Origin of the sequence: Variovorax monticola (assembly GCF_051216855.1) — a bacterium.
Classification (GTDB): Bacteria; Pseudomonadota; Gammaproteobacteria; order Burkholderiales; family Burkholderiaceae_C; genus Variovorax.
In genome coordinates, this window is record NZ_JBPJZP010000007.1 from 25,847 (window position 1) to 48,648 (window position 22,802).

20 protein-coding genes and 1 riboswitch are annotated in these 22,802 nt (G+C 68.4%); of the genes, 14 read left to right on the forward strand and 6 right to left on the reverse strand.

All coding sequences use genetic code 11. The features are described 5' to 3' along the window. The first annotated feature begins 18 nt into the window (after window positions 1-18). Genes hutI through ACSFA5_RS24230 form a run of 4 tightly spaced genes read left to right on the forward strand, consistent with a single transcriptional unit; the run spans window position 19 to window position 4,580 of the window. The gene (gene hutI, locus ACSFA5_RS24215) at window positions 19-1,245 is read left to right on the forward strand and encodes an imidazolonepropionase (RefSeq protein ID WP_435446597.1); all 1,227 of its coding nucleotides are present in this window, start codon (window positions 19-21) and stop codon (window positions 1,243-1,245) included. Continuing rightward, the gene (locus ACSFA5_RS24220) at window positions 1,242-2,633 is read left to right on the forward strand and encodes a formimidoylglutamate deiminase (RefSeq protein WP_435446598.1); all 1,392 of its coding nucleotides are present in this window, start codon (window positions 1,242-1,244) and stop codon (window positions 2,631-2,633) included. Before hutI ends, ACSFA5_RS24220 begins: the two co-directional genes overlap by 4 nt. Before the next feature lie 20 nt (window positions 2,634-2,653). Further along, entirely contained in the window at window positions 2,654-3,478 is an 825-nt protein-coding gene (gene hutG / locus ACSFA5_RS24225; RefSeq protein WP_435447061.1) for an N-formylglutamate deformylase, read from the forward strand. A gap of 52 nt (window positions 3,479-3,530) precedes the next feature. Then, on the forward strand, window positions 3,531-4,580 hold the full coding sequence (locus tag ACSFA5_RS24230; RefSeq protein ID WP_435446599.1) for a homocysteine S-methyltransferase family protein: 1,050 nt from the start codon (window positions 3,531-3,533) through the stop codon (window positions 4,578-4,580). 125 nt (window positions 4,581-4,705) lie between these two features. Here the strand turns inward: ACSFA5_RS24230 and ACSFA5_RS24235 are convergent, their stop codons facing one another. Continuing rightward, window positions 4,706-5,629, reverse strand: a complete 924-nt coding sequence (locus tag ACSFA5_RS24235; protein ID WP_435446600.1) for a LysR family transcriptional regulator — start codon at window positions 5,627-5,629, stop codon at window positions 4,706-4,708. Between the two features lie 101 nt (window positions 5,630-5,730). On the opposite strand from ACSFA5_RS24235, the gene ACSFA5_RS24240 reads away from it, so the two are divergent. Next, complete coding sequence (locus ACSFA5_RS24240) at window positions 5,731-6,168, forward strand: PACE efflux transporter (RefSeq protein WP_435446601.1); 438 nt, start codon at window positions 5,731-5,733, stop codon at window positions 6,166-6,168. A gap of 12 nt (window positions 6,169-6,180) precedes the next feature. Here the strand turns inward: ACSFA5_RS24240 and ACSFA5_RS24245 are convergent, their stop codons facing one another. Beyond that, complete coding sequence (locus tag ACSFA5_RS24245; RefSeq protein ID WP_435446602.1) at window positions 6,181-7,095, reverse strand: lipase secretion chaperone; 915 nt, start codon at window positions 7,093-7,095, stop codon at window positions 6,181-6,183. Between the two features lie 10 nt (window positions 7,096-7,105). Further along, window positions 7,106-8,113: an esterase/lipase family protein gene (locus ACSFA5_RS24250; RefSeq protein ID WP_435446603.1), complete on the reverse strand. Its 1,008-nt coding sequence runs from the start codon at window positions 8,111-8,113 to the stop codon at window positions 7,106-7,108. A gap of 136 nt (window positions 8,114-8,249) precedes the next feature. Then, window positions 8,250-8,325: riboswitch (S-adenosyl-L-homocysteine riboswitch) on the forward strand. Window positions 8,326-8,404: 79 nt separating this feature from the next. Between ACSFA5_RS24250 and metH the strand changes: the two genes are divergently transcribed. From metH to ACSFA5_RS24270, 4 genes are all read left to right on the forward strand, one after another. Further along, a complete protein-coding gene (gene metH / locus ACSFA5_RS24255; protein ID WP_435446604.1) occupies window positions 8,405-11,119 on the forward strand; it encodes a methionine synthase in 2,715 nt (904 codons plus the stop codon). A 63-nt stretch (window positions 11,120-11,182) separates the two neighbouring features. Then, window positions 11,183-13,039, forward strand: coding sequence for an ArnT family glycosyltransferase (locus ACSFA5_RS24260; protein WP_435446605.1), 1,857 nt, complete (start codon window positions 11,183-11,185; stop codon window positions 13,037-13,039). Then, the gene (locus tag ACSFA5_RS24265; RefSeq protein WP_435446606.1) at window positions 13,036-14,022 is read left to right on the forward strand and encodes a glycosyltransferase; all 987 of its coding nucleotides are present in this window, start codon (window positions 13,036-13,038) and stop codon (window positions 14,020-14,022) included. The genes ACSFA5_RS24260 and ACSFA5_RS24265 overlap by 4 nt, the downstream gene beginning before the upstream one ends. Further along, window positions 14,019-14,423: a GtrA family protein gene (locus ACSFA5_RS24270; protein ID WP_435446607.1), complete on the forward strand. Its 405-nt coding sequence runs from the start codon at window positions 14,019-14,021 to the stop codon at window positions 14,421-14,423. Before ACSFA5_RS24265 ends, ACSFA5_RS24270 begins: the two co-directional genes overlap by 4 nt. A 31-nt stretch (window positions 14,424-14,454) precedes the next feature. Here ACSFA5_RS24270 and ACSFA5_RS24275 read toward each other — a convergent pair whose 3' ends face one another. Genes ACSFA5_RS24275 through ACSFA5_RS24285 form a run of 3 tightly spaced genes read right to left on the reverse strand, consistent with a single transcriptional unit; the run spans window position 14,455 to window position 17,192 of the window. After that, window positions 14,455-15,654, reverse strand: a complete 1,200-nt coding sequence (locus tag ACSFA5_RS24275; protein ID WP_435446608.1) for an amidohydrolase family protein — start codon at window positions 15,652-15,654, stop codon at window positions 14,455-14,457. Continuing rightward, the gene (locus ACSFA5_RS24280) at window positions 15,600-16,397 is read right to left on the reverse strand and encodes a TetR/AcrR family transcriptional regulator (RefSeq protein ID WP_435446609.1); all 798 of its coding nucleotides are present in this window, start codon (window positions 16,395-16,397) and stop codon (window positions 15,600-15,602) included. Before ACSFA5_RS24280 ends, ACSFA5_RS24275 begins: the two co-directional genes overlap by 55 nt. Window positions 16,398-16,418: 21 nt before the next feature. Then, a complete protein-coding gene (locus ACSFA5_RS24285; RefSeq protein WP_056515744.1) occupies window positions 16,419-17,192 on the reverse strand; it encodes a ferredoxin--NADP reductase in 774 nt (257 codons plus the stop codon). 325 nt (window positions 17,193-17,517) lie between these two features. On the opposite strand from ACSFA5_RS24285, the gene ACSFA5_RS24290 reads away from it, so the two are divergent. The 5 genes from ACSFA5_RS24290 to ACSFA5_RS24310 all read left to right on the forward strand — a co-directional run bounded on the left by ACSFA5_RS24290 (window position 17,518) and on the right by ACSFA5_RS24310 (window position 22,794). Then, entirely contained in the window at window positions 17,518-19,140 is a 1,623-nt protein-coding gene (locus ACSFA5_RS24290; RefSeq protein WP_435446610.1) for a 6-hydroxynicotinate reductase, read from the forward strand. A 170-nt stretch (window positions 19,141-19,310) separates the two neighbouring features. Then, window positions 19,311-20,228 carry a UPF0280 family protein gene (locus ACSFA5_RS24295; protein ID WP_435446611.1) on the forward strand — a complete coding sequence of 306 codons (918 nt, stop codon included), beginning with the start codon at window positions 19,311-19,313 and terminating at the stop codon, window positions 20,226-20,228. A gap of 21 nt (window positions 20,229-20,249) precedes the next feature. Continuing rightward, window positions 20,250-20,891: an amino acid synthesis family protein gene (locus tag ACSFA5_RS24300; protein ID WP_435446612.1), complete on the forward strand. Its 642-nt coding sequence runs from the start codon at window positions 20,250-20,252 to the stop codon at window positions 20,889-20,891. Window positions 20,892-20,925: 34 nt separating this feature from the next. Next, the gene (locus ACSFA5_RS24305) at window positions 20,926-21,510 is read left to right on the forward strand and encodes an amino acid synthesis family protein (protein WP_435446613.1); all 585 of its coding nucleotides are present in this window, start codon (window positions 20,926-20,928) and stop codon (window positions 21,508-21,510) included. A 78-nt stretch (window positions 21,511-21,588) separates the two neighbouring features. Continuing rightward, the gene (locus ACSFA5_RS24310) at window positions 21,589-22,794 is read left to right on the forward strand and encodes an ABC transporter substrate-binding protein (protein WP_435446614.1); all 1,206 of its coding nucleotides are present in this window, start codon (window positions 21,589-21,591) and stop codon (window positions 22,792-22,794) included. Window positions 22,795-22,802 lie beyond the last annotated feature (8 nt).

The following is a 22,802-nucleotide window of genomic DNA, read 5'->3' on the forward strand; positions in this document are numbered from 1 at the left end:
ACGACGACCCGAGAGACGATGAACCCCGCCCACAACTTTCCCTCGGCCGACGGCCTCTGGACCGGCCTGCGGCTCGCGTCCGAACCGAACGAAGACGCCGCCATCGCGGTGGTGCAGGGCACCGTCCGCTGGGTCGGCGCACGCAGCGCACTGCCCGCCGAGTTCGCGGGCCTCGCACCGCACGACGGCGGCGGTGCGCTCGCCACGCCGGGCCTGGTCGACTGCCACACGCACCTGGTCTACGGCGGCCAGCGCGCCAACGAATTCGCGATGCGGCTCGCGGGTGCGACGTATGAAGAAGTGGCACAGGCCGGCGGCGGCATCGTGTCGTCGGTGCGCGCCACGCGCGAGGCCGACGAGGACACGCTGCTCGCGCAGGCCGCGGCGCGGCTGGAGCAACTGCTGGCCGACGGCGTGTGCGCCATCGAGATCAAGTCGGGTTACGGGCTGTCGCTCGAACACGAACGCAAGCAGCTGCGCGTGGCGCGTCGCCTGGGCGAGGCCTATGGCGTGACGGTACGCACCACCTTCCTCGGCGCGCACGCATTGCCGCCCGAGTACGCCGGTCGCAGCAGTGACTACGTCGACCTCGTCTGCAACGAGATGCTGCCCGCGCTCGCGGCCGAAGGCCTGGTCGACGCGGTCGACGTGTTCTGCGAACGCATCGCCTTCTCGCTCGAAGAAACCGAGCAGGTCTTCCAAGCCGCGCAGGCGCTGGGCCTGCCGGTGAAGCTGCATGCCGAGCAGCTGTCGGACATGGGCGGCGCCGCGCTGGCCGCGCGCTACGGTGCGCTGTCGTGCGACCACGTCGAGCACCTGTCGGCCGACGGCATCGAGGCGATGCGCCGCTCGGGCACCGTGGCCGTATTGCTGCCCGGCGCGTACTACACGCTGCGCGACACCCACCTGCCGCCCATCGATGCGCTGCGCGCCGCGGGCGTGCCGATGGCGGTGTCCACCGACCACAACCCCGGCACGTCGCCGGCACTGAGTCTTCTGCTGATGGTGAACATGGCCTGCACACTTTTCCGCCTCACCGTGCCCGAGGCGCTGGCCGGCGTCACCGTGCATGCCGCGCGCGCGCTGGGCCTGCAGGCCACGCACGGCGCCATCGCACCCGGCATGCCCGCCAACTTCGTGCTGTGGAACGTGCGCGAAGCGGCCGAGCTCGCCTACTGGTTCGGCCAGCAGCCCGTGCGCACCGTGGTGCGCCAGGGCCGCATCGCCATCGGAGCGCAGGCATGACACACACGCTTTTCGCAGCCGATGCACTGCTGCCCGAGGGCTGGGCGAAGAACGTGCTGCTGGCGTGGAACGACGCGGGCCAGTTCACGCAGGTGCAGGCTGGCGCACAGCGCCCCAGCGACACACCCACCGTCAAGGGCCCGCTGATCCCCGGCATGCCCAACCTGCATTCGCACGCCTTCCAGCGCGCCTTCGCCGGTCTCACCGAGCACCGCGCCGGGGAGCACGACAGCTTCTGGAGCTGGCGCACGCTGATGTACCGCTTTGCCGCGCGCCTCGGCCCGCAGCACATGGAGGCCATCGCCACCTGGCTCTACGCCGAGATGCTCGAGGCCGGCTACACCAGCGTGTGCGAGTTCCAGTACGTGCACCACGACGTGGACGGCCGCCCGTATGCCGACGACGCGACGCTGAGCCTCGCCTTGCTGCGCGCCGCGAAGAAGGCCGGCATCGGCTTCACGCTGCTGCCGGTGCTCTACCAGACCGGCGGCTTCGGCGACATGCCGCCCACCGACGGGCAGCGCCGCTTCATCCGCTCCACCGACGCGATGCTGCGGCTGCTCGAGGCGCTCAAGCCCGTGTGCGACGCGCAGGGCGCACGCCTGGGCCTGGCGCCGCACTCGCTGCGCGCCGTGCCGCCCGAAGGGCTGCGCGAGGCCATCGCGGGGCTCGAAGCCATCGACCGCACCGCGCCCATCCACATCCACATCGCCGAGCAGACCAAGGAGGTGGACGACTGCGTGGCCTGGAGCGGCCTGCGCCCGGTCGAGTGGCTGCTGGACCACGCGAGCGTCGATGCGCGCTGGTGCCTGGTGCATGCCACGCACATGAACGACGCCGAGTACGAGTACGCCGCGCAGAGCGGCGCTGTCGCGGGCCTGTGCCCGACGACCGAGGCCAACCTGGGCGACGGCATCTTCGACTTCGCCAAGTGGCGCGGCCACGGCGGCGCCTGGGGCGTGGGCTCTGACAGCCACGCCAGCGTGAACGCGGCGGAAGAACTGCTGATGCTCGAGTACAGCCAGCGGCTTGCCAGGCGACAGCGCAACGTGGGCGCGACCGCCGCGCAGCCGCATGTCGCGACCGCGTTCACGCTGGCCGCGGTGCAGGGCGGCGCGCAGGCGTCGGGCCGCGCTGCACCGGGTTCGGCGGGCCTGGCCGTGGGCCAGCAGGCCGACTTCGTCGTGCTCGACGCATCGCACCTCGCGCTGCAAGGCCTGGGCGCGCCCGATATGCTCTCGGCCCACGTCTTCGCGAGCCACCGCACCTCGGCCATCGACGCCGTCTGGGTGGCGGGCCGCGCGCGCGTGTCGGCCGGCCGCCATGCGCTGCACGGCGAGGCCGCGGCCGCCTTCGTGGCCGCGCGCACCCAACTACTCAACGATTGATCGACCCCACCATGCCCACCTTGGCCTTCACCACCACCGAACCGCCATTCCGCTTGCGCCAGGGCACGCGGCCGCTGCTCATCTCGATGCCGCACGTCGGCACCCACGTGCCGCCCGCGCTGGCCTCGCGCTTCACCGACGAGGCGCGCCACGTGCCCGACACTGACTGGCACCTCGAGCAGCTCTACGACTTCGCCGACGCGCTCGGCGCCTCGGTGCTCGTGGCCACGCACTCGCGCTACGTGGTCGACTTGAACCGTCCGCCGGACGGCGCCAGCCTGTACCCGGGCCAGAGCGTCACCGGCCTGTGCCCGGTCGACACCTTCGACGACACCCCCGTCTATGCGAACGCCGCCGACGTGCCGGGCGACGAAGAAATCGAGCAGCGCCGCGATGCCATCTGGCACCCGTACCACGCGAAGCTGGCCGAAGAGCTCTCGCGCATTCGCGCGCAGCATGGCGTGGCCGCGCTGTGGGACGCCCACTCGATCCGCTCGGTGCTGCCGCGCTTCTTCGACGGCAAGCTGCCCGACCTGAACCTGGGCACCGGCAAGGGCACCAGCTGCGACCCGGCGCTGGCGAAGACGCTGCTCGGCATCGCCGAGCGCGCCACCGGCTACACCGGCGTGCTCAACGGCCGCTTCACCGGCGGCTACATCACCCGCCAGTACGGCAACCCGGCGCGCAACGTTCATGCGGTGCAGCTGGAGATGACGCAGTCGAGCTACATGCAGGAAGCGCTGCCGTTCGACTACCTGCCCGAGGTGGCCGCGGGCGTGAAGCCGCACGTGCGCTCGATGCTGGAGGCGGTGCTGGCCTTCGTGGAGGCGCGCCCGAAGAAGTGACAAAGGGCCGGCGGGCGCCGGGGCCGGCCTGCGGTTTCTACAATCGGGGGCTATGAAGTCCATCGTTTACACCCGCGGCCAGGCACTTGCCGGCATCCTCGAAAAGCGCATCGCCATCCTCGACGGGGCCATGGGCACGATGATCCAGCGCTTCAAGCTCACCGAAGCGCAGTACCGCGGCGAGCGCTTCAAGGACTTCGAGCGCGACGTGAAGGGCAACAACGAGCTGCTCTCGCTCACGCGCCCCGACGTGATTCGCGACATCCACGAGGCCTACCTGGCCGCCGGCGCCGACCTGATCGAGACCAACACCTTCGGCGCGACCACCATCGCGCAGGAGGACTACAAGATGGCGCACCTGGCGCGCGAGATGAACCTCGAATCGGCCAAGCTCGCGCGCGCGGCCTGCGACAAGTTCAGCACGCCCGACAAGCCGCGCTTCGTGGCCGGCGCCCTCGGCCCGACGCCCAAGACCGCGAGCATCAGCCCCGACGTGAACGACCCGGGCGCACGCAACGTCGATTTCGAGTCGCTGCGCGCGGCCTACTACGAGCAGACCGAAGCGCTGGTCGAGGGCGGCGCCGACGTGATCCTGGTCGAGACCATCTTCGACACGCTCAATGCCAAGGCCGCGCTGTTCGCGGTGGACGAGTATTTCGACAACAGCGGGCAGCGCCTGCCGCTGATCATCAGCGGCACCGTGACCGACGCCTCTGGCCGCATCCTGAGCGGGCAGACCGTCACCGCCTTCTGGCACAGCGTGCGCCATGCGCAGCCGCTGGCCATCGGCCTGAACTGCGCGCTGGGCGCCGCGCTGATGCGCCCGTACATCCAGGAACTGGCGCGCGTGGCGGGCGACACCTTCATCAGCTGCTACCCGAACGCGGGCTTGCCCAACCCCATGAGCGACACCGGCTTCGACGAGACGCCCGACGTCACCTCGCGCCTGCTGCACGAGTTCGCGGCCGCGGGGCTGGTGAACATCGTGGGCGGCTGCTGCGGCACCACGCCCGACCACATCGCGGCCATTGGCAGGGCGGTGGCGCCTGTGGCGGGCCGCGCGCTGGGCGGCAGCAACGGCTTCTACCGCGAAGCGGCCTGAATTTAGCGACTCTGGCGACTCTGGCTTGGCCTCAGGCTGCGCGCACTTCGTGTCGCCGATGGGCTCCACAGGGTGACGGGGCGAGCCTGCCGGGCGGGGGCCACGGCCGGTGACGCACCCGGCCGCTAGAGCCCGCCGGCCTTGACGCCGCACTCCCCCGCCGCCTGGCGGTTGCGCGCAATGAGCGCCACGAAGCGCTGCGCGCCCAGCCCGAGCGGACGCTCGCGCGACCACACCACGTCGACCCACAGGTCCAGCCCGTTGCTCAGGTTCTCGAACGGAATCTCGATCAGCGCGCCGGCCGCCACATGCGGCTTGGCGAAGTTGCGCTGCAGCCAGCCCCAGCCCAGCCCGGCGGTGATCAGGCTCAGCGCGGCCAGCGCGTTGTCGGTGCGCCAGACGTGGCGCGCGAACACGAAGCGCGGGTCGCTGGTGGTCAGGTCGCGCCCGGCCACGACGATCTGCCGGGTGTTGGTCAGGTGGTCCTCGCGCAGCCGGCCGCCGTTGGTGGCGAGCACGGGATGGTCGGGCGCGATCACCGCCACCATCAGGTCGCTGCCCACCTCCTGAAAACCTTCGCGGCCGTCCAGGCTGGGGCGCTCGAACACCAGCGCCAGCTGCGCGCGGCCGCTGTGCAGCAGCGCCAGCGCATCGGCCTGCGGCGCCGCCAGCACCTCGACCTGCAGCAGCGGGTGCTCCCGCGCCAGTTCGGCCAGCGGGCCGCTCCAGGGGGCGGCCAGCAGCTCGGGCGCGATGGCCAGCGTGAGCCGGTCTTCCAGCCCCTGGGTCAGCGCCAGCGCCTGCACCTGAAGCTGCTTGAGCTGCGAGGCCAGCAGCCGCGCCTGGGGCTCCAGGGAGCGTGCGGCGGGGGTGGGCTGGGGCTCGCGGCCGCTGCGGTCGAACAGCGGCAGGTCGAGCTCGGCCTCCAGGTTGGCGATGGCCATGCTCACGGCCGACGGCACCTTGCGCAGCGCCCGCGCCGCCGCCGAAAAGGAGCCGTGGTCGATCACGGCCAGGAAGACCTCGACGTTGTCGCTGGAGAAAGCCATGGCGGTCGACCTATCAGTAAAACTGAAACAAGTTAACTTTTTATATCAGTGAATGACACATAAAGTCCAGTCATCGCAGTCACGAATCAAGAGAAGAAGTCATGCAGGGCATTCAACGTCGCATCGTTTACATCGGCCTTTACGAGGGCATTGCCATCGTCGCCGCCAGCGCGGGGCTGGCCCTGATGACGGACGCCGGCCTCGGCCATTCGGGCATGTTGGCGGTGGGCGCCTCGGTCATCGCGGTGATCTGGAACCTGGTGTTCAACGCGCTGTTCGAGCGCTGGGAGTCGCGCCAGGCCGTGCGGGGGCGCAGTGTGCGCCGCCGCATTGCCCATGCCATCGGCTTCGAGGGCGGGCTGATCGCCTTCCTGGTGCCGATGTTCGCCTGGGGCCTGGGCGTGTCGCTCTGGCAGGCGCTGGTGATGGACCTGGGCCTGGTGGTGTTCTTCCTGGTCTATACCTTCGTCTTCAACTGGGCTTTCGACCGGGTGTTCGGCCTGCCGGCCTCGGCCATGGGCGAGGCGCAACCAGCGTAAGCCTGCGCTTACTTAGCTGCTATCGTCGACCGGCTTTCGCTGCCCGGCAGCGCGCATGGCCAGGGCTCCGCTCAGGCGCAGGCGCTCGGTGTCGGTGAACAGCGTCGCGCCCAGCTGAGCCTGCTCGGCCTCGGACGCGCCTGCATAGCGTTCCAGGCGGGCGTTCCATTCCTGATTTTCCTGGTCGAGCGCAGCCAGCCCGCGCGCCACCTCGTGGCCATAGGCCTCGCTGCGCACGGCAAAGCGCTCCTGGGGGCTGGCGCCGCGTGCGTCGAGCGCCTCGGTCTGCGCCATCACGCCGACGTGGACCACGGCCTCCTTGCGCGCCTCGCGTTGCTCCGTCGACAGCCAGGCCTGTTCGCTCTGCGCAATCGCGGTGGCGCGCTGCCCGGGCGTGAGGGCGGGGTTGGCCAGCGCCTCCATCTTGTCGACCATGAAGTTGTCCTGGCGCATCTGCTCGCCGAACAGGCCTTCGATTTCCTCGGGCCTGAAATACCGGCGGCGCAGCGCGTCCTGGGCCCGCAGGGTGCGTCGCAGGTACGCCGGGTCGCCCGGTTGCGGCGGCGGCGTGGCTTGCAGGGCCTCCTGCATGTCCACGTAGCGCTCCAGCAGGCCCAGGGCGCGCACGCGCCAGTCTTCGCGCAGGTACTTGGCCAGCAGTGCGGGGGCCTTGGCCATCAACGCGGCCTTGTCGGGGGCCTGCGCTTCGAAAAGGACCTGGTCGAAGACTGAAATCAGCGCGCTGGTCAACAGCGCATCCGGCGCGGCGGGCGCGACGGTCTCGGGCACCGCCGAGGTTCCCACGCCCTGCGCGGTTTCGATGCCGCCCGGGGATGCCTCGACCGCCTCGGGGCCCGTCGCCCACCAGCAGCCGAAGGCGATCAGCCCCGCGCAGCCCGCGCTCGTGAATATCCAGCGCTTGTGCATGCGAGGGTCCTCAGAGCCCGGCGCTTTTCAGCCGCATCGCATGGTCCTTGAACAGCTGCGGCACCTTCTTCTCAAAAGACGGAAACCTGCTGCCATAGGTATTGCCCAGCACCTGGTTGATCGCGTCCAGGTGGTTCTGGCGATAGTCGCCCAGGTGCGTGCCCAGCCGCGTGGTGCAGGTGGCGAGCATGCCGTCGTTGGGCTCGCTCAGGAAGACCAGGTTGCCGACGGCCTGCAGCGGGAGGTCGCTCAGGTCGAACACGTTGAAGCCGGTCGACGCGCCGGCCCACGAGTAGTAGCGCACGCCGTTGACCGATGCCGCGCCGCTGGTCACGTCGCAGGACGAGCCCGCGGGCGGCCGCCCCTGCGGGTACTTTCTGTCGAAGGCCGCGCCGCCGGCCGTGGTCAGCGACGCCAGGGCGTTCAGCGGCGCTTCCGGAAAGTCGTTCGGGTTCCTGCCCGACAGGATGCCTATCGCCCGGTTCCAGTGGTTGACCACGTTCAGCGCGATCCGTTGGAACAGCCCGCCTTCGCGCAGCCGGGCCAGTGCGTCCGCGACCTTCGATCCGCCGTTCACGCCGCTCACCGACGTGACCGACGCGACGAGGTCCGGCGCCACGGCGGCGACGTAGCGCGCCGTGGGCGCGCCTTGCGAATGCCCGATCAGGTTGAACTTCTGCGCCGGGTTCCTCGACAACAGGCGCAGCAGCTTCAGTTGATACAGCAACTGCTCGCCGCGCACCTCCGAGGTGTTGGCGCCCGACAGCACCGAGGCCTGCACCTTGGCGCCGGCCTCCTGCAGCGTGCGTGGAATGTCGTAGAAGTAGTCGATGCCCAGCACGTTGTCGAAGCCGAGCAGGCCGTGGACCAGCACGATCGGGTACCTGGTCTTGGCTTCATCGGACGCCGCGTGGGCCGTGAGCGTCGTTGCCGCCGCGGCGGCAAGGCCGCAGCAGATGGCGATGGCGTGCACGGGGTTGGCTGCAGGTCGCAGCGATGCATGGTTGTTTCTGGCCATTTTGGCTCTCTCCCTTTGCGTTGCTTTACAAAAAAGAACGACCGTTCGAAAACGATCGGCCGGATTCTGTGTGCGTGCGCGAATATTGAAACTGGGGTTTTCCCCGGCCCGATTCGAATCGCCCTAAAATGCGCCCCTTCCCAAGGAGCGTTGCAGCGGTGGGCCTCGCAGGCCGACCGTCAGGCTTGGGGCGACAACGACGCTCGCCTGTTCGACTCTTCCGCAGGTGAGGCCATGTCCCAGATTTCCGCTCCAGCTACCCCCGATTCCGCGCCCCTGGCGCCCCCGCCCATGAAGCTGTCCGGCCTCGAGCCGGTCGCCATCGGCCAGGGCACGCTGTTCGTCAACATCGGCGAGCGCACCAACGTCACCGGCTCCAAGGCCTTCGCGCGGATGATCCTGAACGGCCAGTTCGAAGAGGCCCTGGCTGTCGCGCGCCAGCAGGTCGAGAACGGCGCCCAGGTCATCGACATCAACATGGACGAGGCCATGCTCGACAGCAAGGCCGCGATGGTTCGCTTCCTGAACCTGATTGCCAGCGAGCCCGACATCGCGCGCGTGCCGGTGATGGTCGACAGCTCCAAGTGGGACGTCATCGAGGCGGGCCTGCGCTGCATCCAGGGCAAGGGCATCGTCAACTCCATCTCCATGAAGGAGGGCGTGGACAAGTTCAAGCACGAGGCCAAGCTGGTGCGCCGCTACGGCGCCGCCGCGGTGGTCATGGCCTTCGACGAGAAGGGCCAGGCCGACACCTACGCGCGCAAGGTCGAGATCTGCGAGCGGGCCTACCGCATCCTGGTCGACGAGGTGGGCTTTCCGCCGGAAGACATCATCTTCGACCCCAACATCTTCGCCATTGCCACCGGCATCGAGGAGCACGACAACTACGCGGTCGACTTCATCAACGCGGTGCGCTGGATCAAGCAGAACCTGCCGGGCGCCAAGGTGTCGGGCGGCGTGAGCAACGTGAGCTTCAGCTTCCGCGGCAACGACCCGATGCGCGAGGCCATCCACACCGTGTTCCTGTACCACGCCATCCAGGCGGGCATGGACATGGGCATCGTCAATGCCGGCATGGTCGGCGTGTACGACGACCTGGAACCCACGCTGCGCGAGCGCGTGGAAGACGTGGTGCTCAACCGCCGCCCCGATGCCGGAGAGCGCCTCGTCGAAGTTGCCGAAACCGCCAAGAGCGGCGCCAAGGACGAAAGCAAGCGCCTCGAATGGCGCGGCACGCCCGAGAACTTCGTGCACGTCAACCAGCGCCTGTCGCACGCCATGGTGCACGGCATCACCGACTTCATCGTGCAAGACACCGAAGAGGCCTACCAGCAGATTTTGGCCAAGGGCGGCCGTCCGCTGCACGTGATCGAAGGGCCGCTGATGGACGGCATGAACATCGTGGGCGACCTGTTCGGCGCCGGCAAGATGTTCCTGCCGCAGGTGGTGAAGTCGGCGCGCGTCATGAAGTCGGCCGTGGCCCACCTGCTGCCCTACATCGAGGAAGAAAAGCTGCGCGACGAAGCGGCGGGCCGCGACGTGCGCACCAAGGGCAAGATCATCATCGCCACCGTCAAGGGCGACGTGCACGACATCGGCAAGAACATCGTCACCGTCGTGCTCCAGTGCAACAACTTCGAGGTGGTGAACATGGGCGTGATGGTCCCGTGCCACGAGATCCTGGCGCGTGCCAAGGTCGAGGGCGCGGACATCGTGGGCCTGTCGGGCCTGATCACGCCCAGCCTCGAAGAAATGCAGTTCGTGGCCGGCGAGATGCAGCGCGACGACCATTTCCGCATCAAGAAGATTCCGCTCATGATCGGCGGCGCCACCACCAGCCGGGTGCACACGGCCGTGAAGATCGCGCCGCACTACGAAGGCCCGGTGGTCTACGTGCCCGATGCCTCGCGCAGCGTGAGCGTGGCGCAGAGCCTGCTCTCCGACCAGGCCGCGGCGTACATCGCCGAGATCAACGCCGACTACGACAAGGTGCGCACCCAGCACGCCAACAAGAAGCAGGTGCCGATGTGGCCGCTGGCCAAGGTGCGCGCCAACAAGACGCCCATCGACTGGTCGAACTACACGCCGCCGGTTCCCAAGTTCATCGGGCGGCGCGTGTTCAAGAACTACGACCTGACCGAGCTCGCCAAGTACATCGACTGGGGCCCGTTCTTCCAGACCTGGGACCTGGCCGGCCCGTTCCCCGCCATCCTGAAGGACGAGGTGGTCGGCACCGAGGCCGTGCGCGTGTACGCCGACGGCCAGCGCATGCTCAAGCGCCTGATCGAGGGCCGCTGGCTCAGCGCGGCCGGCATCGTCGGCTTTTGGCCGGCCAACACGGTGAACGACGACGACATCGAGATCTACACCGACGAGACGCGCAGCGAAGTCGCGCTCACCTGGTACGGCATGCGCCAGCAGACCGAGAAGCAGGCCATCGACGGCGTGATGCGCCCGAGCCGGTGCCTGGCCGACTTCGTCGCGCCCAAGGCGAGCGGCCTGAAGGACTACGTGGGCGTGTTCGCGGTCACTGCCGGCCTGGGCGTCGAGAAGAAGGAGAAGTACTTCATCGACGACCTGGACGACTACTCGGCCATCATGCTCAAGGCCCTGGCCGACCGGCTGGCCGAGGCCTTCGCCGAGTCGCTGCACCACCGCGCGCGCACCGACCTGTGGGGCTACGCGGCCGACGAGGGCCTGAGCAACGAGGAGATGATTGCGGAGAAGTACCGCGGCATCCGTCCCGCGCCGGGCTACCCGGCCTGCCCCGACCACAGCGTGAAGGGCCCGATGTTCGACCTTTTGAACTGCGCGGACATTGGCATGACCCTGACGGAAAGCCTCGCTATGATGCCCGCCGCCAGCGTGAGCGGTTTCTACCTGAGTCACCCCGATGCGACGTACTTCAACGTCGGCAAGATCGGGCACGACCAGCTGCAGGACCAGGCCGCGCGGCGCAAGCAAAGCGAAGCCGAGCTCGAGCGCCTGCTGGCGCCCAATCTTTGACGGTCTTTTGAACCTGCCGGCCGGCGTGGCCGACCGGCACCGGGAGTTGTTATTCAGAAGCTGATGTTTGCAGCCGCGCACTACGCGGCGTTGGCGGTTTTCGTGTTCAGCTGCTGGGGGTACGGCCGCGCACTGCTGGTCCGTCTGGCCCCGCCGCCGCGCCGCGACGCGGGGCTCGAAGCGGCCATGGCCGTGACATTGGGCGTCGGCCTGTTCATCTGCGCCTTCCAGGCGCTCGCCATCTTCGGCCTCTTCAAGACCGGCGCTACCGTGGCCCTGGTCGTGGCGGGCTTCGTGGCCGCGGCGATCCAGTTGCCGCTCTGGTTGCGCGAGCGGCGTGCCTTGCGCGCGAGCGAGCCCGCCGCGGCGCCGTGGACCTACGTCGAGCGCGTCGCGCTGATCGCGCTGGCCCTGGTCGCGCTGCCCGCGCTGGTCGCGCCGCTGGCCCCGCCGATCGCCTTCGACGAGCTGATGTACCACCTGCCTTATGCGCGCCAGGTGGCGCAGCAGGGCGCGCTGGGCATCCACGAATGGCTGCGCTACCCCTGGTTCCCGTACAACTACAACCTGCTGTACGCCGCCGCGCTACAGGTGAGCGACGACGTGCTGCCGCACTTTCTGAATGCCCTGGCCGGCGCGCTGTCGGTCACCATGGTCTACCGGCTGTGCATGCTGCACGTCAACCGGCTCACGGCCTGCATCGGCGCGGCCATCTGGCTGGGGCTGGGCGACTATTCGAACGCGCTGATCGACATGAGTGTGGCGCTGTTCGTGCTGTCGGCCTGCGTGGCGCTGTGGTGGTGGCGCGAGTCCGAGCCGGGCCAGCCCGCGAACATCGGGCGCGGCGTCCACGGCGGCATGCGCTGGCTCGGCGTGGCCGCGTTCTTTCTCGGCGTGGCGGCCGGCTCCAAATACCAGGCGCTGATCTTCCTGCCGCTGGTGACGCTGTTCGTCGTTCGCCACGAGCGTCGCCCCAAGGCCTGGGCGCTGGTGTTCGGCTGCTTCCTGCTGCCGTGCGTGTACTGGTACGCGCGCAACGCCGTCATGACCGGCGACCCTTTCAACCCCATCGGCGCGCGGGTGTTCGGTTTCACCGAATGGACGCCGGCCGACTACGTGCAGCAGGTGGCGGACGTGCGCGACCATGCGGCGCTGCCCAACGCGCTGCTCTGGGCCGTGTTCTTCGCGCCGTTCAGCGTGTGGTGGAAGCGCTCGGCCGCGGTGCGCGCCGCCGGCTGGTTCTGCCTGTACTCGGTGGCGGTGTGGGCCGTGACCTCGCGCTACCCGCGCTACCTGATGGCCTCGTTCCCGCTGCTGGCCGCAATCGCGGCCATCGGCTGGCAGGTGCTGTTCGGCTGGGCCGCGGCGGGCGTGCGGCGCCTGTTCGGCGCGCGGGGGAAGTCTGGCGCCGAAGCCGTGGCGAAGGGCGCCACCGGTGCGATGAGCCGCGACACCGCGCGTTCCGGCGCGCGCATGGCCGACTGGGTGCCCGTGCTGCTGCTGGCCGTGCTGGCCGCCGTGTCGGTGCGCCAGACCGCGGTGAAGGTCGCGATGATCTCCGTCACCCCCGAGGCGCGCGAGGCCGTGCTGCGCCAGCACGTGCCGGGCTACGCCGTCATGGACTACCTGCGCCGCAACGCCACCGGCCGCGTCTACCAGATCGCGCTGAACGAGGCCATCTACTACGGCCCCAACCCCATCTGGGGCGACACCCTGGGGCCGTGGCGCTACACCGACTTCGGGGCGCTGTCGGGCGGCGACCTGGCACGCAAGCTCGGCGGCCTGGGCTTCACCGCCATCGTGCTGCCCAACGCCGTGGTGCCGGTGCTCACCGCGCGCACGGACTTCGACAAGTACTTCGCGGTGCAGTACGAGAAAGACGGCAGCCGGGTCTACCGTATCCTTCCCGCCGCACCATGACCGACATCGAAGCCTCCGCCTCCCACCGCAGCAGCGCCCTGCGCATTGCCGTGGTGATCCCCTGCTACAACGAGGCGCTGGCCATCGCGCGGGTGGTGACGGACTTTCGCGCCGCGCTGCCCGAAGCCGAGATCCACGTCTTCGACAACAACTCGAGCGACGACACCGCACCCGTCGCGCGCGCGGCCGGCGCCGTCGTCACGCACGTGGCCCTGCGCGGCAAGGGCAACGTGGTGCGGCGCATGTTCGCCGACGTCGAAGCCGACGTGTACGTGATGGTCGACGGCGACGCCACCTACGACGCCGGCGCGGCGCGCCGGCTCATCGAGCGGCTGGTGGCCGGCAACCTCGACATGGTGGTCGGCAACCGCGTGGACGACGGCCACGACGCGCACACCTACCGCGCCGGCCACCGCCTGGGCAACCGCATGCTCACCGGCGCCGTGGCGCAGCTGTTCGGCGGCGCGCTCACCGACATGCTCTCGGGCTACCGTGTGTTCTCGCGGCGCTATGCCAAGTCGTTTCCGGCGCTGTCACGCGGCTTCGAGACCGAGACCGAGCTCACCGTGCACGCGCTCGAGCTGCGCATGCCCTATGCCGAGGAAAGCACCGCCTACAGCACGCGCCCTGAAGGCTCGGTGAGCAAGTTGTCGACCTACCGCGACGGCTGGCGCATCCTCAAGACCATTTGCAAGCTGTTCGTGAGCGAGCGGCCGCTGCAGTTCTTCTCGATCATCGCGGCGCTGCTGGTGCTGCTGGCCATCGTGCTGGTGGTGCCGCTGTTCATGACCTTCATGCACACCGGCCTGGTGCCGCGGCTCCCCACGGCGGTGCTGGCCACGGGTGCGATGCTGGGCGCCATGCTGTCCTTCGTGTGCGGCATCGTGATGCACACCGTCACGCTCGGGCGGCAGGAGACCAAGCGGCTGCGCTACCTGGCGATTCCCGGCGTGCGGGAAAGCGCTTCGCGCGAAGCGCGATGAAGATCGGGCGCGAGCTTCTCTCCTTCGCCGTGGGCGGCGTGATCGGCTTCGTCGTCGACGTGGTGCTGCTGTACCTGCTGGCGCCGCTGCTGGGCTGGTACGGAGCGCGCGTGGTGTCGTTCCTGGCGGCGGCCACCACCACCTGGGTGTTCAACCGCCGCTACACCTTCGCGGCCAGTGCGGCGGCAAGCGGCGCATCGGCCTGGCGCGAGTACCTGGCGTACCTGGCCACCATGGCCGGCGGCGCGGTGCTCAACTACGGGGCCTACGTGCTCGTGCTGCACTGGGTGGAAGGCCGATGGGCGGCCGCCCTGGGCGTGGCGGTCGGCAGCCTGGCCGGCATGAGCGTCAACTTCTTGTCGGCGCGCTACCTGGTCTTTCGCTCGCACCGCGGCGGCTGAGGCCGCCGGGCGCGCAAGGCGTTCAGGGCGCTCAGTGCGCGCCTGAAACCACCACCGGAATCTCGGTCGCGGGCGGCGTGTTGCGGCTGCGGCCCGAGCGCACGATGCCGTCGATCATCACCATGCCCACGCCCGGAATGTCGCCCAGCTGCACGCTTTCGAGCAGGCCCGTCGCGGGCGAATGCTGCGCGCGGTCCATGAAGACGAAGTCGGCGTCGCGGCCCACCTCGATCAGCCCGCAGTTCAGCTTGCGGATGCGCGCCGTGTTGCCCGTGGCGAAGCAGAACACCAGCTCGGCCGGAATGTTCGCGATGGACGACAGCATCGCCACCATGCGCAGAATGCCCAGCGGCTGAACGCCCGAGCCCGCGGGCCCGTCGGTGCCCAATATCACGCGGTGCGGGCACTTCAGTTCCAGCGCCGCCTTGGCCGCCGCAATGGCCACTTTCTCGTTGCCGTTGTGCACGATCTCGATGGCGCGCGAGCTCTTCTCGCACAGCTCGCACACGTGTGCCTCGGGCAGCGAGGTGTGGCCCCCGTTGATGTGGCCGATGATGTCGGCGTCGGCCTCCAGCACGACGTCCTTGTCGATCAGGCCCGAGCCTGGAATCGACGGGCCGCCCGTGTGGATCGTGCTTTGAATGCCGTACTTGCGCGCCCACGCCACCATCTCCTTGGCCTCGTAGCCGGCCTTGACCGAGCCCAGGCCCACTTCGCCGAGCAGCGTCACGCCGGCTTCGGCCAGTTCCTTGAAGTCGCTCTCGACCATGCCCTGCTCGATGATGGGCGCGCCCGCCAGCACCTTCACGCCGCCGGGGCGGAAGTTGTCGAAGGCACGCTGCGCGGTGATGGCCAGCGCCTTCAGGCCGACGATGTCCTTGGGCCGGCCCGGCAGGTGCACTTCGCCTGCGGAAATCATGGTGGTCACGCCGCCGTGCATGGTGGAGTCGATCCAGCCGATCTGCCCCTGGCGCGGCGTCCAGTCGCCGAACACCGGGTGCACGTGGCTGTCGATCAGGCCTGGGGCCACGCAGGTCTTGCGCGCATCGATGACGGTTCGCGCGCCTTCGAGGTCGCAGTCTTTCTCCTTGCCGACCGCCACGATCAGCCCGTCGTTCACCACGATGGTGTCCGCGTCGAGGATGGGCTTGTCGATGTCGCCCGAGAGCAGCAGCCCTATGTTCTTGATGACGACCTTGCCCGACTTGCCGCCGGTTGCGATTTCTGCCATTTCGATGTGTCCTCGTGGGGTGGGGTGATGTTGTTGTCTGGCGGCCGTTGCGGCGCTGGCGGCTCGTCCGCGCGCACCGTGCGCAGCAGCGTCTCGATCACGAAGTCTTCCCAGTGCGTGACGGCTTCCGGCGACTCCAGCGGCTCGCCGAGGAAGGCGGTGAGCGTGTGCCGGTTCGACGTGTAGAAATAACCCGTGGACGCGATCAGCAGGTAGATGTCGCGCGCCACCAGGTCCTTGCGGAACAGGCCCTGCGCGGCGCCGCTGGCCAGTATTTCCGCAATGATCGCCACCGCGCGCGACGAGTACTCGCGTGCGCGCAGCGACTTCGAAATGTGCCGGCCCTTGTGCAGGTTCTCGGTGTTCAGCAGCGTGACGAACTCGGGGTTCTTGCGGTAGTAGCCCAGCACGAAGCGAATGACTTCGGTGAGCGCCTCCACCGGGCGCGTGGCGTCGAGCGCAATGGCGGCCTCGGCGTCGTCCATGCGTTTGTAGATGCCTTCGAGCACCGCAATGAAGAGGCCTTCCTTGCTGCCGAAGTAGTAATAGATCATGCGGTCGTACGACTTGGCGGCCTTGGAGATCTTCTCCACGCTGCCGCCGTCGTAGCCGTACTTGGCGAACACCTTGGTCGCCGACTTCAGGATGCTGTCGCGCGTGGCCTGGGCCGCCGCCTCGCGCACGCCGGTGCGGCGCTGCGGCTTGGTTGCCTTTGCCTTCGTGGCGGTGCGGCTGTCGGCCATCGGGCGCGCGGCTTCTTGCGCTTACTTTTCGGCGAAGGCGCGCTCGACGACGAAGTCGCCCGGCGTGCTCGTGTTACCTTCCTTGAAGCCGCGCTTCTCCAGGATGTGCTTCAGGTCGACCAGCAGGCCGGGGCTGCCGCACAGCATGACGCGATCTTCCTCGACGTTGAGCGGGGGCAGGCCCAGGTCGTCGGTGAGCTTGTTGCTCTCGATCAGGTCGGTGATGCGGCCCTGGTTGCGGAACTCTTCGCGCGTGACCGTCGGGTAGTACAGCAGCTGCTTTTCGATCATCTCGCCCAGGATCTCGTGCTTGGGCAGGTGGTCGGTCACGAGGTCGTGGTAGGCCAGCTCGTCGACCTGGCGCACGCCGTGCACCAGGATGACCTGTTCGAACTTCTCGTAGGTGTCCGGGTCGCGGATGATGCTCATGAACGGTGCAAGGCCGGTGCCCGTGCCGAACAGGTACAGGCGCTTGGCCGGCAGCGTGTAGTCGATCAGCAGCGTGCCGGTGGGCTTGCGGCCCACGATCACGGTGTCGCCCACCTGGATGTGCTGCAGCTTCGAGGTGAGCGGGCCTTCCTCGACCTTGATGCTCAGGAACTCGAGGTGCTCCTCGTAGTTCGGGCTCACGATGCTGTAGGCGCGCAGCAGGGGCTTGTTGTTGACCTTCAGGCCGATCATCGTGAAATGACCGTTCGAGAAGCGCAAGGCCGGATCGCGCGTGGTGGTGAAGGTGAACAGGCGGTCGGTCCAGTGGTGGACGCTCAGGACACGTTCTTCGCTGAATGCACTCATACGGAACTCAAGAGTTGGTTGAAGACAGGGGAGGTTGGCTGAGCCGACGTGCACGCCCTTGGGGCGAAAACCGTCGGCCGGCTCCGAACCCTCGATTGTCGTTGGTCGGAAAAACCCCGATGGATACCGCGAGAAAACACCATTGCAAGCATCGGGCCTGTTTGCTACATTGATCGCGAATGTAGTGAACGCAACATGAAAGTGTAGGGAATGCTACACAAACGCAAGTCGCCGCACAAGCGGGCAGACGGCACGTTTGTTGCAACGATCCGTGCACCCGATTCGTCGTTCACACATGCCCGACACGCCCCACGAGATCGCCCCGATGACAGAACACACCAAGACTGATGGCCTCCCCGGCATGGACATGCCCGTGCCGGCCGAAGCCGGCGCCTTCGGCAAGGCGCCGCCGCGCAACGAGCGCATGAGCACGGCCAAGGTCGAGTGCAACGCCTGCCCGGTGCTGTGCCAGATCTCCGACGGGCGCACCGGCGCGTGCGACCGCTACGCCAACAAGGAAGGCGTGCTGGTGCGCGTCGACCCGGTGGTGCTGCTGCGCCGCACCGTGCAGAGCGAGGCGCCGGCGCTGGTGCCTTTCAACCGCTCCGGCGGCGACACGGTGGATGCCGACGCTGCCATCGCCGACCCCGACTGGAACGGCGACCTGCTGCACGCCGACGAGGTCTTCGTCACCGGCGTGGGCTCGTCCACCACCTACCCCGACTACAAGCCCGCGCCCTTCATCGTGGCCTCCAGGGCGCAAGGCGTGGACATGGTCACCGTCGTCACCGAAGGCATCTTCAGCTACTGCAGCTTCAAGGTGAAGATCGACACCGACCGCTTCCTTGGCTCCGAGCAGGCCAACGTGCGCTACCGCGGCGAGGTGGTGGGCCACGTCACCACGGCCGAATACGGCTCGCAGATGCTGTCGCTGGGCGGCGTGCACCATCTCACCGGCGGCAGCAAGAAAGAAGGCCGCATGACGGCCGAGCTGATGCAGTTCCTGGGCAACAAGAAGGCCGTGGAGTGCACCATCGACGGCGGCTCCACCCTCGTCATCCAGGCCGGCAAGGCGCCCATCGTCAACGGCGTGGAAGAGCAGCGCATGCGCGTGGGTTGCGGCTCGGCCGCGGTGGGCATCTTCGCGCGCCAGTTCGCGGGCGTGGCCGACGAGGTGGTGGTGGTCGACGACCACATCACCGGCGTGCTCACCGAGCACCAGGCCGGGCGCTGCCTCGACATGACGCCCTCGGGCATCCGGATGCTGGGGCGCAAGTCCACGCCGGGGCGCTACTTCCAGGTGGCCAACCCGGGCAACGGCTGGGGCGGCACCGACATCGCCGATCCGCTCGCGATCATCGAAGGCTGGGAAGAGGGCGTTGCGCGCCCCGGCCTGCGCCTGCTCATGACCTCGACCACCGGCGAGCATGCGCAGTGGTACGTGCTCGACGAGGCGCTGAAGCCAGTGGAGCAGGACATGCCCGCCGAGGTGAAGCGCATCGTCGAGCGCATCGGCGAGAACTGCGAACCCTCGCTGTGCACCGTGCTGTTCCTCGGTGGCGCGGGCGGCAGCCTGCGCGCGGGCGTCACCGAGAATCCGGTGCTGCTCACGCGCGCCATCAAGCGCGCGCTGGTCAACGTGACCTGCGGCGGCGCACCGGCCTATGTGTGGCCCGGCGGCGGCATCACCGTGATGGCCGACGTCATGCGCATGCCCGACAACAGCTTCGGCACCGTGCCCACGCCGGCCATCGTGGCGCCCATCGAGTTCAGCATGCGGCGCGACGACTACGAGGCGCTTGGCGGCCACATGGAACACATCTTTCCGCTCGAACAGGCGCTCGCGCGCGGTGCGTGGCAGGAAGACGGCGCACCGCTCGCACGCCAATGGCTTGTGATGGACGAGGCCAATCCGTGGCCGCTCGGCCACGCACCGATGCTGGGCTGAACCATGCCCGCGTTGCTCTCGTTCATGCGCGCCGTGGCTGTTGCTCCTTCCCCCTTTGGGGGAAGGCTGGGATGGGGGCAGGCAGAGCGCGCCATGGATGCGCCGCGTGCCCCCACCCCGGCCCTCCCCCGGAAGGGGAGGGAGAAATGCGCACAGCCCGGAGGCGCGCCATGACGGCCCAACGCACGGCGCTCGACAAAAGCCGCTGGCACTTCAACCACGGCCCGATCGACATCGTGGCCGAGGCGCACGGCGACCCGTACGCCGTGGCCGCCGCGCACGACGCGGCGTGGGCGCGCTTCGGCCACGTGCTCGACGAACTGGTGCGCGAGTTGCCGCTGCTGCGCCTGCCCGTCACCGACAGGATGCGCCCGCGCAGCGTGGTCGCACGCCGCATGTGGGACGCCTGTGCCGCGTTCTCGCCGACCTTCATCACGCCGATGGCGGCCGTGGCCGGCTCGGTGGCGCAGGAGCTCATCGCCTTCTACCAGCGTCCCGGCATCGAGCGCGCCTGGATCAACAACGGCGGCGACATCGCGCTGCACCTCGCGCCCGGCCAGTCGGCGCGCGTGGGCGTGTTCGCCGACCTTGCGCGCTTCGACTGGCGCGATCACGTCGGCAACGCCGGCGGCGTGCTCACCACCGACGGCCAGTTCGAACTGCACGCGGACCAGCCCGTGCGCGGCGTCGCCACCAGCGGCTGGCGCGGGCGCAGCTTTTCGCTGGGCATCGCCGACAGCGTGACGGTGCTGGCCCCCACCGCGGCGCAGGCCGACGCGGCCGCCACCGTGATCGCCAACGCCGTCGACGTGGACGACCCGGCCATCGCGCGCCGCCCGGCAAGCGAATGCAAGGACAACAGCGACCTCGGCGACACCCTGGTGACCGTCGACGTGCCCGCGCTGGCCCCCGCGCAGGTGCGCAACGCACTCGATACGGGCGTGGTGTGCGCCAAGGTCCTGCAAAAAGGCGGGCTCGTGTGGGCCGCTCTGCTCGTTTGCCAGGGGCAGTGGCGACTCGTCGAGCCCTTATGCTCCAAGGCGCTCAAGGCAGAGCTGCCGAAGACAGTTGGTTCAGTATTTGCTTAACGAAAAGCAAGGTTCTTTTTCATGATCGAAATACGTCGCGTCTTCACCCATGTCGAGCACATCCACCACGAGTTCGGTCCGCGTGCCGACACGCCGCTGGTGCGCGGTGCCATCGGCGCCGTGCTGACCAATCCCTTCGCCGGCCGCTACGAGGCCGACATCCTGCCCATGATGGCCTTGCTCGACCCCGTGGGCGTGGACATGGCGCACCGGCTGCACGCCGCCATGGACGTGCCGCTGGAGCAGATCGCCACCTACGGCAAGGGCGCCATCGTCGGCGCCGACGGCGAACTGGAGCACGGTGCGCTGTGGCACGTGCCCGGCGGCTACGCCATGCGCGAGCTGCTCGGCTGGAAGGGCGACCGCGCCGCCTACACCGCGGGCAAGGCCGAAGCCAAGACGGGGCAGCCCGGCAATGCGCTTTCCATCGTGCCGTCGACCAAGAAGGTCGGCGCGCCGGGCACCACGCTCGACGTGCCGCTGACCAACATCAACGCCAGCTACGTGCGCGGCCAGTTCGACGCCATCGAAGTGCGTGTGCCCGGTGCGCCGGCCGCGGACGAGATCGTCTTCATCCTCGCGATGAGCACCGGCTACCGCATCCACGCACGCGTCGGCGGGCTGCTGGCCAAGGACATCGCCAAGTGGGACGGCCTGCGCTGACCCGTACAGAGACAAGACAAGGAACACACAGAACATGACCGCCAACATCCGCAAGCTCGTCATCCAGGTCGACGAAACCCGCAAGGAAATGGGCCAGGACGTGTCGCCGCCCACGCGCCGCGCCGTTGCCATCGCCGTCATCGAGAACCCTTACGCAGGGCGCTACAGCGAGAACCTCGACGAGCTCATCGCCATCGGCGAAGAGCTTGGCGCGCTGCTCGGCCAGAAGGCCGTGAAGGCGCTGGGCATCGAGCCCGGCCAGGTGCAGAGCTACGGCAAGGCCGCCATCGTCGGCGAACGCGGCGAGCTCGAACACGCTGCCGCCATCCTGCATCCCAAGCTCGGCGCGCCGCTGCGCGTGGCGGTCGAGAAGGGCGCCGCGCTCGTGCCCTCGGCCAAGAAGCAGGGCACGCTGGGCACCGCCATCGACGTGCCGCTCGGCCACAAGGACGCCGCCTTCGTGCGCAGCCACTTCGACGCCATCGAGGCCCGCGTGTCCGACGCGCCGCGCGCCAACGAGATCGTGGTGGCGGTCGCCGTCACCGACAGCGGGCGTCCGCTGCCGCGCATCGGCGGCCTGCAGGCCGGCGACATCAAGGGCGAGGACGGCCTGCGCTGACTCGCCGTCTTCTTGCCACCATCTTCTTGCACCATTCACGCCGTTTCCCTTTCTCTTTCGATCCCAAGGAGTTTCCCCATGAACCCATTGCGTCACGTCTTCAGCGCCGCGGCCCTCGCCGCGCTGACCACCGCTCTCGTTCCCGCGCATGCGCAGGGCGTGATCAAGATCGGAGAGGTCAACAGCTACAAGGCGCAGCCCGCCTTCCTCGAGCCCTACAAGAAGGGCATGGAGCTGGCCGTCGAAGAAATCAACGCCAAGGGCGGCGTCAACGGCAAGAAGGTCGAGCTCATCACGCGCGACGACAACGCCAACCCCGGTGACGCCGTGCGTGTGGCAGAGGAACTGGTGGCGCGCGAAAAAATCGACGTGCTCACCGGCACCTTCCTGTCGAACACGGGCCTGGCCGTGGCCGACTTCGCCAAGCAGAAGAAAATTTTCTTCCTGGCCGGCGAGCCGCTCACCGACAAGATGACCTGGCAGGGCGGCAACGAATACACCTTCCGCCTGCGCCCCGGCACCTACATGCAGGCCGCGATGCTGGTGCCCGAGGCCGTCAAGCTCAAGAAGAAGCGCTGGGCCGTGGTGTACCCCAACTACGAATACGGCCAGTCGGCCGTGGCCGCGTTCAAGACCCTGCTGAAGGCCGCGCAACCCGACGTGGAGTTCGTCGCCGAGCAGGCGCCGCCGCTGGGCAAGGTCGATGCGGGCGCCGTGGCGCAAGCCCTGGCCGACGCCAAGCCCGACGCCATCTTCAATGTGCTGTTCGGTGCCGACCTGTCCAAGTTCGTGCGCGAAGGCAACACGCGCGGCTTGTTCAAGGACCGCGCGGTCGTCAGCGTGCTGACCGGCGAGCCCGAGTACCTCGACCCGCTGAAGGACGAAACGCCCAACGGCTGGATCGTCACCGGCTACCCCTGGTACGGCATCCAGACGCCCGAGCACAAGGCCTTCTTCCTCGCGTACCACGAGAAGTACAAGGACTATCCGCGCCTGGGCTCGGTGGTCGGCTACAGCATGATCAAGTCGGTCGCGGCCGGCATCGCCAAGGCCAAGAGCACCGAAACCCCCAAGCTCGTGGCCGCCTTCAAGGGCCTGCAGGTCGACACGCCGTTCGGCAAGATCAGCTACCGCGCCGAAGACCACCAGTCCACCATGGGCGCCTTCGTCGGCAAGACGAAGAACGACAACGGCAAGGGCGTGATGGTCGACTACACCTACTTCGACGGCGCCAAGTTCCAGCCCACCGCCGCCGACGTGAAAAAGTCGCGCGCTGCTGACTGACCCTTTCA

Excerpts from the sequence above, each read along its gene's own strand:
- ACSFA5_RS24305 (WP_435446613.1), top strand. The coding sequence starts at position 20,926 with ATGACCGCCAACATCCGCAAGCTCGTCATCCAGGTCGACGAAACCCGC.
- ACSFA5_RS24295 (WP_435446611.1), top strand. The coding sequence starts at position 19,311 with ATGACGGCCCAACGCACGGCGCTCGACAAAAGCCGCTGGCACTTCAAC.
- ACSFA5_RS24300 (WP_435446612.1), top strand. The coding sequence starts at position 20,250 with ATGATCGAAATACGTCGCGTCTTCACCCATGTCGAGCACATCCACCAC.
- ACSFA5_RS24275 (WP_435446608.1), bottom strand. The coding sequence starts at position 15,654 with ATGGCAGAAATCGCAACCGGCGGCAAGTCGGGCAAGGTCGTCATCAAG.
- ACSFA5_RS24260 (WP_435446605.1), top strand. The coding sequence starts at position 11,183 with ATGTTTGCAGCCGCGCACTACGCGGCGTTGGCGGTTTTCGTGTTCAGC.
- ACSFA5_RS24240 (WP_435446601.1), top strand. The coding sequence starts at position 5,731 with ATGCAGGGCATTCAACGTCGCATCGTTTACATCGGCCTTTACGAGGGC.
- ACSFA5_RS24245 (WP_435446602.1), bottom strand. The coding sequence starts at position 7,095 with ATGCACAAGCGCTGGATATTCACGAGCGCGGGCTGCGCGGGGCTGATC.
- ACSFA5_RS24285 (WP_056515744.1), bottom strand. The coding sequence starts at position 17,192 with ATGAGTGCATTCAGCGAAGAACGTGTCCTGAGCGTCCACCACTGGACC.
- hutI (WP_435446597.1), top strand. The coding sequence starts at position 19 with ATGAACCCCGCCCACAACTTTCCCTCGGCCGACGGCCTCTGGACCGGC.
- ACSFA5_RS24220 (WP_435446598.1), top strand. The coding sequence starts at position 1,242 with ATGACACACACGCTTTTCGCAGCCGATGCACTGCTGCCCGAGGGCTGG.
- ACSFA5_RS24235 (WP_435446600.1), bottom strand. The coding sequence starts at position 5,629 with ATGGCTTTCTCCAGCGACAACGTCGAGGTCTTCCTGGCCGTGATCGAC.
- ACSFA5_RS24265 (WP_435446606.1), top strand. The coding sequence starts at position 13,036 with ATGACCGACATCGAAGCCTCCGCCTCCCACCGCAGCAGCGCCCTGCGC.
- ACSFA5_RS24280 (WP_435446609.1), bottom strand. The coding sequence starts at position 16,397 with ATGGCCGACAGCCGCACCGCCACGAAGGCAAAGGCAACCAAGCCGCAG.
- ACSFA5_RS24230 (WP_435446599.1), top strand. The coding sequence starts at position 3,531 with ATGAAGTCCATCGTTTACACCCGCGGCCAGGCACTTGCCGGCATCCTC.
- ACSFA5_RS24310 (WP_435446614.1), top strand. The coding sequence starts at position 21,589 with ATGAACCCATTGCGTCACGTCTTCAGCGCCGCGGCCCTCGCCGCGCTG.
- ACSFA5_RS24250 (WP_435446603.1), bottom strand. The coding sequence starts at position 8,113 with ATGGCCAGAAACAACCATGCATCGCTGCGACCTGCAGCCAACCCCGTG.
- ACSFA5_RS24270 (WP_435446607.1), top strand. The coding sequence starts at position 14,019 with ATGAAGATCGGGCGCGAGCTTCTCTCCTTCGCCGTGGGCGGCGTGATC.
- metH (WP_435446604.1), top strand. The coding sequence starts at position 8,405 with ATGAAGCTGTCCGGCCTCGAGCCGGTCGCCATCGGCCAGGGCACGCTG.
- ACSFA5_RS24290 (WP_435446610.1), top strand. The coding sequence starts at position 17,518 with ATGACAGAACACACCAAGACTGATGGCCTCCCCGGCATGGACATGCCC.